The sequence below is a fragment of the Clostridium coskatii genome (genome assembly GCF_001675205.1).
Taxonomy (GTDB): Bacteria; Bacillota; Clostridia; order Clostridiales; family Clostridiaceae; genus Clostridium_B; species Clostridium_B ljungdahlii.
Genome location: NZ_LROR01000052.1, coordinates 19,243 through 31,859, shown reverse-complemented (window position 1 = coordinate 31,859; position 12,617 = coordinate 19,243). Strand labels below are relative to the sequence as shown.

Here is a 12,617-nt window from a genome sequence, read left to right as displayed (position 1 = left end):
TCATCTTTATGAAAATAAATTAATCTCTACTCAAGGCGCAATATCTTCCAATGCCTTTCCACTTGTTTCAATCATTCTTGTAGCTACTAATGAACCTATAATACAAATAGCCGCAAAACCAACAAATACATATGAAATTCCTTTAGCATCCAATACAAATCCAATTATCATAGGTCCTATTGCAGAAGCTAAACGCAGCCATGTTGTAGCAAAAGCTGTTCCAATAGCTCTCATTCTTGTAGGATATATTTCCGGTGTATAAAGATATAACAAAACAGTAATTGAACCTATAATACCATAAGCTGATGATCCTAAGTACATAACGCTTTGTGCAGATTTTGCTCCAGTAATAAAAAGTATTAGAAGTAAACACCCAGCTGCAATAAAAGCAAAAGTCGCCCATCTCTTACGTCCAACTTTATCAATGAGAAATGCACAGGCTAGAACCATAACTACTTGTAATACATTTGTAATTGATGCTGCATATAAAGACTCTTTTAATGGAAGTTTATATACAGTTTTATATAAGCTAGGAAGCCAATTATTTAAACCATTAGATATAAAGTATGCAGAAAACCATAATGCCCATACCACTAATGTTCTAAAACGATAAAATGGGGAAAATAATTCTTTCCAGTTAGCTTTTACAGTTGGCTTACTTGCAATCGTAGTTACAGGTAACCGTTTATCTGTACTTGCTTCTATTTCTTCAATAACACATTCTGCTTCATCCAATTTTCCTTTAGAAATTAACCAGCGAGGTGATTCCTTTAACTTAAAGAAAAGTGGTAAAAGAATCATGCCTACTGCACCACCTAATAAAAACAGCCATCTCCAGCCAAAACTTGGTACAATTACAGCTCCTAATTGTGCAGTTAACATTAAACTAACAGGAAATATTATCTCAAATATTATAAAAAATTTTCCACGGCCATGAGCTGCTGATAACTCATTTATATACGTAGCTGCAACGGGAACTTCACCGCCCAATCCAATTCCCTGTAAAAAACGTAATATAAATAAAGCAGTATAATTGCCTGCAAACATACATGCAATTCCCATTATAGACATCATAAACATAGAAGCTTTTATACCAAATACACGACCAAAACGTTCAGCTATGACCCCAAAGATTATTGCGCCTACTGCTTGTCCTAAGTATCCTGCTGCAATCAGCATACCAGATTGAGCAGTGTTTAAATGCCATAAACTAATTAACACCGGAAGAGCATATGCAAGTGATAAAGCCCCATAACCGTCAAAAAAAGAAGCAGTTCCCACAATAACACGCAATTTAACATGCCAGCGTGAAAAAGGAATACTTTCCATACGCATAAGTAATTGTGAATAACGATCTTCTGAAGAACTTAAATCTGAAACTGCTGCATTCGAACTTTCACTCATATTAACTATCCTTCCTTTTAATGTGCTCAAAACACAAAATTAAAAAATCGTTTACTTACAATATTATATTATATGCGCTTCTTAATACTAAGAAGCGCATATAATATCTAACATTAAACTAAATTAACTTTTTCAACACCTGAATCAGCTAATGCTTTAGTAACTATATCTATTTCATGTTGGTTTAATGGCATTAGAGGTGGTCTCATTAAAGGTGAAGAGAATACTTTACGTTGTACTAAGAATTCTTTCATTCTTGCGTGAGCTTCTCCTGTTGGTTCTCCTATTCCATAGATACCTTGTGCAGCTGCAAATAATTTTTCGTTGATTTTTTTGCCTTCTTTTAAATCTTCATCTATGATTATTGCTTTATATAAAGGAGTTATTAATTCTGGTACACATCCTGAGAAACCAATTAATGCACCATCAACTCCCTGAATCATTGTAGACAAAACATTTTCATCATGACAAGTAAGTAATGTTATATCTGGTGCTTTTTCTCTTAATGTACGAACATCTCTTTCATATAAAGGCATGTCCCTAGTTCCCATCTTAACTGCAACAACATTAGGAATCTTGCACATTTCCAATAATAAATCTATTGGATAGAATGATTTTGTATTGGAAGGATAAAGATGTATGAATATTTTTATATTTATAGCTTCTGCAACATCTTTTACAAACTTAAGAGCTCCTTCTGGTTTAATACCAAATCTTAACCAAAGGTGAGGTGGCATAAGTAAAATAGCGTCAGCTCCAGCTGCTTCTGCTGCTTTAGCCTGGTTTATAGCATCAAATGTTCCTTCTGCACAAACTCCTGAAACAATCTTGACTTTGCCCTTAACTCTGTCAGCTGCCAACTTTGTAATATGTGCCCTTTCTTCATTTGAAAATCCTGTTATTTCTCCAGTATGTCCATTTGTAACTAGTCCTGCTATTCCCTTATCAGCATACTTAAGCAGCCAGTCTATGTAATTGTTGAACTCTTTCTCATTGATTGAATAATCGTCGTTTAGTGGTACCATTATTGCGGGATAAATTCCGCCCCATTCTCTTTTCATAACTAAATTCCTCCATTTGTAAATATTTTTTTAATACATTCCTTTAAAATATTTTTTGCCTCTATATTTTCTAGCAACAGATATTTTATTATGACATTTATAATTTAATACTATTAAAATATAGTAGTTCTATTTAAAATAATGTCATAATTTCATAGGGAACGTTTTCTATACCTCTATTATAGAAAACATTTTCTATAATGTCAACAAATTTTCAAATATTTTTAAAAAATATGTTTATAAAGTAAAAACATTGTATACTATTGTAATTATTTGAATTATTACAGTTACTAAGCCTACATGCTAAATAAGGTAATCTTGAAATTTAAAAAGAATAGATAAAATCAACAGTACGAATTATATAATTATCATACATATATATGTTTTTAATACAATAATATACAGGTAATGTTTTCATGAAATTTATGTTTAATACTATCAAGAATCATATTTCAGAATTATGTATTCAACATTTAAACCAATATATTTACTACTTATAAAAAAATATAAAAATCCACCTAGAAATTAATCTCTAGGTGGATGACCTGTTTTATTGTGTGCTTGGCAAAGGGCATAATTTAGTGTTTCATAATTTTCTGAACACTTACTTATAACTCTGTCAACACATATACAGTAATATGTCTATTTTTTACTTTTATAAAACAGTAAATAAGTGATTATTTAAGGTGCAATTTCCTCAAGTACTTTTTCACGTGTTTCAACCATTCGTGTAGCTACCAACGAGCCTATAATGCAAACCATTGCAAAACCTACAAACACAAAGGAAATCCCCTTAGCATCCAATACAAATCCAATTATCATAGGTCCTATTGCAGAAGCTAGACGCAGCCATGTTGTAGCAAAGGCAGTTCCTATAGCTCTCATCCTTGTAGGATATATTTCCGGAGTATAAAGGTATAGTAATACAGTAATTGATCCTACAACTCCATAAGATAATGATCCTAAACTCATAACACTTTGTGCAGATTTTGCTCCATTTAAGAAAAGAACTAAAAGTAAAATACCAGCTATAAGAAAAGCAAAAGTTGCCCATCTTTTACGTCCAATCTTATCAATCAAAAATGCACATGCTAATACTGCAATTACTTGTATAACATTTGTAATTGATGCTGCATGTAAAGATTGGGATAATGGAAGTTTATAAACAGTTTTATACAAACTAGGTAGCCAGTTATTTAGACCATTAGATATAAAATATGCCGAAAACCATAATGCCCATACTACAAGTGTTCTCCCGCGGTAAAATGGTGAGAACAGTTCCTTCCAGTCAGCTTTTGGTGCTGGCTTGTTCACAGTCATAGTTACAGGTAAACGCTTATCTGTACTTGCTTCCATTTCTTCAATAACACGTTCGGCTTTATCTAATTTGCCTTTAGAAATTAACCAACGTGGTGACTCTCGTAGTGTAAAGAAAAGAGGTAAAACAATTAATCCTATTACACCACCTATTAAAAACAACCATTTCCAACCAAGACTTGGTACAATTATAGCTCCAAGCTGTGCAGTTATCATCAAACTAATAGGAAATATCATTTCATATACCATAAAAAACTTTCCACGACCTTTAGCTCGTGACAATTCATTTATATATGTAGCAGCAATAGGAACTTCTCCTCCTAATCCAACACCTTGCAGGAATCGCAACGCAAACAATATATTATAATTACCAGCAAATATACACGCAATTCCCATTACAGACATTAGAAAAATAGATCCTTTTATACTAGATATACGTCCAAAACGTTCTGCTATAGCTCCAAAAATTAGTGCGCCTACTGCTTGTCCTAAATACCCTGCTGCAATTAACATTCCCGTTTGAGCAGCTTTCAAATGCCATAATCCAATCAAAACTGGCATAGCATATGCAAGAGTTAAAGAATCAAATCCATCAAAAAAAGTAGCACTGCCTACAATAATACGCGGCTTTACATGCCAGCGTGAAAAAGGTATACTTTCCATTCGTGCAAGCAACTGTGAAGCACGATTTTCTACAGTGTCTATAGACTCTGCATTAGAAGTAGAACCTACTTGCTTATTCATATTAACAACCATTCCTTTCGCTGTGCTTAAAACACAAAATTAATGAAAGCGTTTAACAATGATGAAATAAAAATTTTTTAAAATATAGTGTTGTACACGCTTCTTAATACTGAGAAGCGCATACAGTATCTAACATTAAACTAAATTAACTTTTTCAACACCTGAATCAGCTAACGCTTTAGTAACTACATCTATTTCATGCTGGTTTAATGGCATTAGAGGTGGTCTCATTAAAGGTGAAGAGAATACTTTACGTTGTACTAAGAATTCTTTCATTCTTGCATGAGCTTCTCCTGTTGGCTCTCCTATTCCATAGATACCTTGTGCAGCTGCAAATAATTTTTCGTTGATTTTTTTGCCTTCTTTTAAGTCTTCATCTATGATTATTGCTTTATATAAAGGAGTTATTAATTCCGGTACACATCCTGAGAAACCAATTAATGCACCATCAACCCCCTGAATCATTGTAGATAAAACATTTTCATCATGGCAAGTAAGTAATGTTATATCTGGTGCTTTTTCTCTTAATATACGAACATCTCTTTCATATAGAGGCATGTCCCTAGTTCCCATCTTAACTGCAACAACGTTAGGAATCTTACACATTTCCAATAATAAATCTATTGGATAGAAGGATTTTGTATTGGAAGGATAAAGATGTATGAATATTTTTATATTTATAGCTGATGCAACATCTTTAACGAACTTAAGAGCTCCTTCTGGTTTAATACCAAATCTTAACCAAAGGTGAGGTGGCATAAGTAAAATAGCGTCAGCTCCAGCTGCTTCTGCTGCTTTAGCCTGGTTTATAGCATCAAATGTTCCTTCTGCACAAACACCTGAAACAATCTTGACTTTGCCTTTAACTCTGTCAGCTGCCAACTTTGTAATATGTGCTCTTTCTTCATTTGAAAATCCTGTTATTTCTCCAGTGTGTCCATTTGTAACTAATCCTGCTATTCCCTTATCAGCATACTTAAGCAGCCAGTCTATGTAATTGTTGAATTCTTTCTCATTGATTGAATAATCGTCGTTTAGTGGTACCATTATTGCGGGATAAATTCCGCCCCATTCTCTTTTCATAACTAAATTCCTCCATTTGTAAATATTTTTTTGAATGACATTTATAATTGAATGCTATTAGAATATAGTAGCTTTATTTAAAATAATGTCACAACTTTATAGAGAACGTTTTCTATGCTTTTATTATAGAAAACATTTTCTATAATGTCAACAAGTTTTCATAACTTTTTTTAAAAATATGTTTAGAAATTAAAAGCATTGCATAATATTGTACTCATTTGAATTATTGAAGTTATAGAGCTTGTATGTTAAATAAGGTCCTCTTGAAATTTTAAAAGAGTAGATAAAATCATCAGTATCAATTATATAATTATCATACATATATATTTTTTTAATACAATAATATACAGAAATTGTTTTCTTGAAATATCTTGTAATATATAAAGTATATTACAAACCGTACTTACTCAAAATGATTTAATCATATCAAAATCAATAGCTTAAACAATTACACTATTATGTAAAAAAATATTGCTGTGGGAATTATCATAATCTAACATGGATTGGATGAGTTAAATGGTAAAAAAGATATAAGGATGCAGGTTTTACCCTACTCCTTAATGTTGAAAATGCAGAATATATAACTGAAGATATTAGAATAATATTTAAGCAAGTTAGTATGTTTAAATATTAAATGATAAAAGTCATGAGTTTCTAACTCATTGTAATTAAATCTTAAATTTTCACAATGAACAAACCACCTCAACAATGATTTATTATTCAATAAGAACCATATATGCCTTCAAATCAACATATGGTTCTTATTTTTCTATGATAAAAATAGCTTACACTTAATGATCTATTACTCTGACTGAGTCTCTTTCCAAAATCGACGTATTTAAAGTAACTTCAACTTTGTCTTTCCATTGAGTGATAGCATCTACAGCCATTTGACCCATTTCATAATGAGGGATTTGGAGTGTGGTAAGAGAAGGATTTGTGTACCTCGCCTCTTTCATATCACCTATACTAATTATAGAAATATCTTTTGGAATGCTAAATCCATGCTCTCTAATAGCACTCATAGCCCCAATAGCAATATTATCATTAGCACAACAAATTGCAGTTAGATCCTTAATTTTGGATATCAATAAGTTGCATGCTTCATATCCCCCTTTTTGTGAAAAATCACTAGTACCAATATACTTCTTGTCATACTTAATACCAGCATCACCAAGTGCTGATTTAAATCCTTCGAGTCTCTCTATGGAAGTAAACACCTTTTCCGGTCCACCAATAAAACCTATCTTTGTATGGCCTCGCTCAATCATGTATTCTGTGATTTTTTTGCCAGCCTTAAAGTCATTTATCTTCACATACGGAATTTCAATTCCCTGAGGAGCTAAAGATACTATTTTCAAACCATACTTGGCATGCCTTACAAGTTGATTTTCAAGCTTTCGTTTATAATTGGGTTGATCAAGACCTCCACCAGCCATTATTATGCCCTTTACTCTATGCTTCCAAAGGATATCATGATATTTTAGTTCATCTTCAGGATTACGTCCTGTATTACATACAAAAGATAGGTATCCAAGTTGACTCGCTCTATTAGTTACTCCATTAGCTATCTCTCCAAAATAAGAATCTGAAATATCTCTTACAATTAATCCTATGATATTACTAAACTTTCTTTTTAAACCCTGGGCGGCACTATTGGGGGTATATTGTAATTCATCAATTGCTTTTAATACCCTTTCTCGCGTCTTCGAAGCTATTGGATAATCAACATTATTTATTACACGTGAAACAGTAGTAACTGAAACTCCTGCTCGTTTTGCTACATCTACAATCGAAATATTTTTCATATATGGTCTCCTAAAAATCAAATTCAAGGTAAAACATTTTCTTTAATTCACAACTTATATTATATATAAGTTTTAACATATTAACAATATGTATTAGAAACAACATAAAACTTACCCATTATAGACAAACATTCTAATTTACTTAACTTGAATTTGTCGCTTTAAATTACTTATATTTTTGCTCAATTGCAACAGCCAATCCTCAATATTTACTACAATCAAAAATTACTCTAGTTTTTATTCTTGATGAAATTCATAATTTTTTAACATATTTTGCTTAAACTTCTGATACAAAGAATTTTGTTTATCAACTCAGCTCCCATCAAAAGCAAGCACTTTTTATCTGAATTTTAGGGCTAATTATAATTAATTTTTAAGTTTGACACATATATATATCTACCTTATAATTTAATTACGTAATTTGGAAAGGATAAGGAAGCGAAGATTAATATGATAAATATTATTAAAACTGCAATTGTAACTATAGTGATATCTTTTATATCAGGGTTACTATTAGATTATTACAAAAATTTAGCACCTAGGCTATTATGTAATATAAGAAGTGCTATGCCTACAAAAAATAATAAAAGAATTCGTGCATACATTATTACCATTAGTAATATATCTAGTAAAACAATCAATAAGTTAACCCTAAATATACAAAGCCAACAAACTCACTTAAATATTACAGATGCAAAAATAACGAGAGGATTAAAATTTGATTCTTCACTAAAAGATAATACTTTAGATGTCTACATTCCTTTTTTAAGTAAGAATGATAAATTTTCAGTTACAGTATATGGAGATGATCAATATGCAATGCGCAATAAGCCTGCCATTGTACTCAGATCACCTGAAAATTTTAAGCAGATAGATTCTTTAAGACAAAATGGAATTTTAGCTTTATTGTTTAATATACCCAAAAGTATAAGTGAGACAATCTCAAATACAGTTAAAAAACCTGAAGCAATAGTTTCTGATGAAAAGGATGACTTTACAAAAGTTATGAGGAAGCCGTTAGGCACTGAAGAAACAACAAATAGAAGAAATAGGAAAGTACGCTATGGAAATAAGAACCCTGGTAATACTAAAAAGGCACTAATAATTGTTGTATCAATTATTTTGCTTATATTTGCTGGAGTTTTAGGGAAATCTTACTTGAAAGGGGCATCTGCTAATACGCAAACTCCCGATGTAGAAACTGTCGTTCCAAATCAATCCACTGATGCTACAAATTCATCAAAAGGAACAACTAAAAATTCAAATTCAAAAGCTTCATCTGGACAAACAACTAGAAACTCAGGTTCAAAAGCTTCATCTGGACAAACAACTGAAAATCCAGGTTCAAAAGCTTCATCTGGACAAACAACTGAAAATCCAGGTTCAAAAGCTTCATCTGGACAAACAACTGAAAATCCAGGTTCAAAAGCTTCATCTGGACAAACAACTGAAAATCCAGGTTCAAAAGCTTCATCTGGACAAACAACTGGAGGTTCAGATCCAAAAGCCTCATCTGGACAAACAACTGGAAATTCGGATCCAAAGGCTTCATCTGGACAAACAACTGGAGGTTCAAATTCAGGAACATCATCTGGACAAACAACTCAGAGTTCAGGTAACTAACGTAGTAAAATAATATACACCTTATAAAAAATAAGCAGCTATCGCTATATTGATAGCTGCTATTCTTATGCTGTGCATAAAGGCTGATACGCCCCTGGATAAGTTCTTCCCCCAAAGGATAACGTATTCTAAGTGCTAAAGGCACTTAGAATACTGTTAATAAAACTCAGATGGGAAAATGTAATATATTGCATTTATATTCTAATTATGCTATCATTCTCGTGTGCATTACGCTGCTTACATATATTGAAAAATCAATTACATATGTATTGCTTCTAATTGAATAAGGTATTATTTAAACATTTGAGGAGGGCTATTTATGAAAGAAAAGCTACGTTTTAATCAAAATTTATTAATAGGTTCATTACTATTTGGACTATTTTTTGGTGCAGGTAACTTAATTTTTCCGGTGCAAATGGGACAAGAAGCCGGAAATCATACTTTAACAGCAACTATTGGGTTTTTAATTACAGGTGTAGGATTGCCTATTTTAGGAATTGTTGCATCAGCACTTTCGAAAAGTGAAAGTTTGCTTGATATGGCAGGTCCAATTAGTTCACGTTATTCAAAAATATTTACCTGCTTATTATATTTAACAATTGGTCCACTGTTTGCAATTCCTCGTACTGCCACAGTTGCATTTGAGGTAGGAATTCATCCTTTTGTTTCTAGTGGAAATTTGAAACTTGGATTATTTATTTTCTCACTAATATTTTTTGTCTTTACCATTTATTTTTCATTAAGACCAGGACAAATTTTAGATTGGATAGGTAAATATCTTACTCCTATTTTTTTAGTACTTCTATCTGTTCTATTAATTGCTACCTTTGTAAAGCCCATGGGACAAGTTAGCCAATATGCGGCTCAAGGTAAGTATGTTACTCAGCCATTATTTACTGGTTTATTAGATGGATATAATACTATGGATGCCTTAGCATCTTTAGCTTTTGCAATTATCATTATTTCTAATATACGAAAGTTAGGTATTAAAAATCCAAATTTAATTGCTGTTGAAACATGTAAATCGGGTTTAGTTAGTGTTGTTGGTATGGCTGTTATCTATGCATCATTAGCTTATATGGGAGCTACAAGCTTAGGTAGTATAAAGCGTGCTGATAATGGTGGAAGTATTTTATCTATGGTAAGTAATCATTATTTTGGCTTTGTTGGCAAGGTGTTATTAGCAGCTATCGTAGCAATTGCATGTGTAAAGACAGCTATTGGACTAATTACCTCTTGTTCTGAAATGTTTAGTGAAATGTTTCCAAGGTCCATTCCTTATAAAAAATATGCAGTTTTATTTACAGTTTGTTCCTTTGCAATTGCCAACTTTGGATTAAACAGCATAATTAAGTTATCCCTACCAGTACTTATGTTTTTATATCCATTAGCAATTACTTTAATTGTATTATCGCTATTAACTCCATTTATACATAAACAAAATGATATTTATAGATGGACAACTGTGCTAACAGGTATTGCAGCATTTTTTGACTTTTGTAAGGCACTACCTGATCCATTTGTAAAAAGTGAGATAGTAACACAGCTTGTTAACTTTGCTCATTTGTATTTACCTGGTTTTGATTATGGGTTTGGATGGTTATTACCAGCATTCTGTGGCTTTTTTATAGGATTAATTATTTGGATTATTCGTGGGAAAAAAGCTAGTAACTTATAGTTAAGTTTTTGTTTCTGCCATATTTAATATATTTTTAATATTATGCATGCATTTTTGTAGTTTGATAAGTTTTACTACTTTTTTAATAACTTCTATGATCTCAATTTCATTAATTGGTGTAGTAATATAATATTGAACTCCTGATAAGTAAGTTTGGGCAATAATTGTTTTATCACTTATGTCAGAAACTACTATAATTTTTCCATTAAATTTAGGAATTAATTTATTAGCAATAGCTATTGGTAATCTTATAATAAGAATATCAATAGCTTTTATATTTAACAGATAACTATCTGAAATAAATTTAGAACAGCTATATTCAATTATTTCTCCAAGATTATGGTCTTCAATAATTTTAGATAAAATAGAACTAGTAGATTGGTCTTCACTGACAATAAGAAATTTTATGATAATCACCTCTTAAACATATCATTTATAGCTAGTATTGTACTCACATTTAATTTTAGTTCCGCTCGAATATTTAAAATGTATGAAATATATGATAGGTAATATATAAAGATAAAATGCATAAGGCAAGTACCCTGTTGTACTTACATTCATAGTTGATGTAGGGACTAATGCAGCTATATTCCATGGGATAAGTGCAGCAATTAAAATTCCTGAATTTTCTAGATCTAAGGCAAACTGATATTTGCTAGTAGTATCATAACAGTCCTCCATAATTTTATCTGTCATAACAGTAGCAATTGCTTGATTACAGCCAAATGCCGCAGACGCTATACTAACTATTGACGTAATGCCAAATAACTTATATTGAGTTAATGATAGTTTTAAAAGCAAACTTTTTAGTCCATCGAACATTTTTATACCTTCAAATATCCCTGCAATAGAGCAAGATACAAATATTACCAACGAGGGTTTTAGCATAGACATAATGCCGCCGCCTTTTATAATATTTTGTAAAGGTGTATGGTTAGTTATTGTGAATCCTAAAAAAATATCAGAGACTACCCCTTTTAAGCTATAATTCTGAAAAAATATAGCTATAACAGAAGCTAATAGAGTACTAACTAGCATAGAAATACTAACTTTAACTTTACACAACACCAATATGAGTATTAAAATGGCAGGTGTTAATATAATAAAATTAATTTTAAACATTTTTAAAAGTTCTACTGATAGAATATTATTTACAACTTTTAATGGCTGAAACATTGAAAATATATAATAAAAAATTAAGGATAGTATAAAGGGAATTAGGGCTGAACGCATCATATTTTTAATGTTAGTATATATGTTTGTTTTAGTTAAGTTAGCAACTAAGTTAGCACTTGACGACATTGGAGAACATCTATCTCCAAAGTAAGCACCTGCTATAATGGCACCTGCTATTACATTTAAGTTAACATTTCCACTTCTAGCTATTATCATTAAAGGTATTCCAACAGTACTTACCGTTCCTAAAGAAGTTCCTATTAAAAAAGATGTTATACAGCAAATTATAAATGTTGAAAGCACAAAGGTAGAAGGATTTATATACTTTATACAGTAATATATTATACTTGCTATTGTACCTGAAGCCATCCATGAACCAATAACTGCACCAATTAGTACAAATATTTTTAGGACTACAAAAGATTGCTTACCTCCATTAAATGACATTTTAGCTATTTGATTTAAAGTATACCCTTTTTTTAAAGCTATTACTGTAAATAAGATCCAGCAAACAATTAACGTATATCCAATAAATATGTTCTTTAATACACTGAAAACTAAAAGAAAAAAAGAAACAATTAAGCCTACATACATTTTCATATTTTATACCTCGCTTGACTTTATTTATCATTTCATTTACCATTATAACAAATAAACATATATACTAAAAATACGTATAAATTATTATACTTATACAAAAATATGTATAAATCTAATACATGG

General features: G+C 31.2%; 9 protein-coding genes. 2 read left to right on the top strand and 7 right to left on the bottom strand.

The features are described from left to right. Positions 1-30: 30 nt before the first annotated feature. From CLCOS_RS11535 to CLCOS_RS11515, 5 genes are all read right to left on the bottom strand, one after another. Positions 31-1,404, bottom strand: a complete 1,374-nt coding sequence (locus CLCOS_RS11535; protein ID WP_063602254.1) for an MFS transporter — start codon at positions 1,402-1,404, stop codon at positions 31-33. Between the two features lie 113 nt (positions 1,405-1,517). Continuing rightward, positions 1,518-2,465, bottom strand: coding sequence for a dihydrodipicolinate synthase family protein (locus CLCOS_RS11530; protein WP_063602253.1), 948 nt, complete (start codon positions 2,463-2,465; stop codon positions 1,518-1,520). Between the two features lie 681 nt (positions 2,466-3,146). Next, complete coding sequence (locus CLCOS_RS11525) at positions 3,147-4,526, bottom strand: MFS transporter (protein ID WP_063602252.1); 1,380 nt, start codon at positions 4,524-4,526, stop codon at positions 3,147-3,149. A 135-nt stretch (positions 4,527-4,661) separates the two neighbouring features. Beyond that, positions 4,662-5,609 carry a dihydrodipicolinate synthase family protein gene (locus CLCOS_RS11520; RefSeq protein ID WP_063602251.1) on the bottom strand — a complete coding sequence of 316 codons (948 nt, stop codon included), beginning with the start codon at positions 5,607-5,609 and terminating at the stop codon, positions 4,662-4,664. Positions 5,610-6,400: 791 nt separating this feature from the next. Continuing rightward, entirely contained in the window at positions 6,401-7,417 is a 1,017-nt protein-coding gene (locus CLCOS_RS11515) for a LacI family DNA-binding transcriptional regulator (protein WP_063602250.1), read from the bottom strand. A 450-nt stretch (positions 7,418-7,867) separates the two neighbouring features. Between CLCOS_RS11515 and CLCOS_RS22480 the strand changes: the two genes are divergently transcribed. Beyond that, complete coding sequence (locus CLCOS_RS22480) at positions 7,868-9,040, top strand: hypothetical protein (protein WP_065080053.1); 1,173 nt, start codon at positions 7,868-7,870, stop codon at positions 9,038-9,040. 319 nt (positions 9,041-9,359) lie between these two features. After that, complete coding sequence (brnQ, locus tag CLCOS_RS11505) at positions 9,360-10,718, top strand: branched-chain amino acid transport system II carrier protein (RefSeq protein WP_063602248.1); 1,359 nt, start codon at positions 9,360-9,362, stop codon at positions 10,716-10,718. Here the strand turns inward: brnQ and CLCOS_RS11500 are convergent, their stop codons facing one another. Together CLCOS_RS11500 and CLCOS_RS11495 are read right to left on the bottom strand one after the other, a co-directional pair. Further along, the gene (locus CLCOS_RS11500; RefSeq protein ID WP_063602247.1) at positions 10,719-11,135 is read right to left on the bottom strand and encodes a hypothetical protein; all 417 of its coding nucleotides are present in this window, start codon (positions 11,133-11,135) and stop codon (positions 10,719-10,721) included. Positions 11,136-11,147: 12 nt separating this feature from the next. Next, positions 11,148-12,494, bottom strand: coding sequence for a Na+/H+ antiporter NhaC family protein (locus tag CLCOS_RS11495; RefSeq protein ID WP_063602246.1), 1,347 nt, complete (start codon positions 12,492-12,494; stop codon positions 11,148-11,150). Between the last annotated feature and the right edge of the window lie 123 nt (positions 12,495-12,617).

What these genes read in the sequence shown, in the direction of transcription:
- CLCOS_RS11535 (WP_063602254.1), bottom strand. Translation starts at nt 1,404, where the DNA reads ATGAGTGAAAGTTCGAATGCAGCAGTTTCAGATTTAAGTTCTTCAGAA.
- CLCOS_RS11530 (WP_063602253.1), bottom strand. Translation starts at nt 2,465, where the DNA reads ATGAAAAGAGAATGGGGCGGAATTTATCCCGCAATAATGGTACCACTA.
- CLCOS_RS11525 (WP_063602252.1), bottom strand. Translation starts at nt 4,526, where the DNA reads ATGAATAAGCAAGTAGGTTCTACTTCTAATGCAGAGTCTATAGACACT.
- CLCOS_RS11520 (WP_063602251.1), bottom strand. Translation starts at nt 5,609, where the DNA reads ATGAAAAGAGAATGGGGCGGAATTTATCCCGCAATAATGGTACCACTA.
- CLCOS_RS11515 (WP_063602250.1), bottom strand. Translation starts at nt 7,417, where the DNA reads ATGAAAAATATTTCGATTGTAGATGTAGCAAAACGAGCAGGAGTTTCA.
- CLCOS_RS22480 (WP_065080053.1), top strand. Translation starts at nt 7,868, where the DNA reads ATGATAAATATTATTAAAACTGCAATTGTAACTATAGTGATATCTTTT.
- brnQ (WP_063602248.1), top strand. Translation starts at nt 9,360, where the DNA reads ATGAAAGAAAAGCTACGTTTTAATCAAAATTTATTAATAGGTTCATTA.
- CLCOS_RS11495 (WP_063602246.1), bottom strand. Translation starts at nt 12,494, where the DNA reads ATGAAAATGTATGTAGGCTTAATTGTTTCTTTTTTTCTTTTAGTTTTC.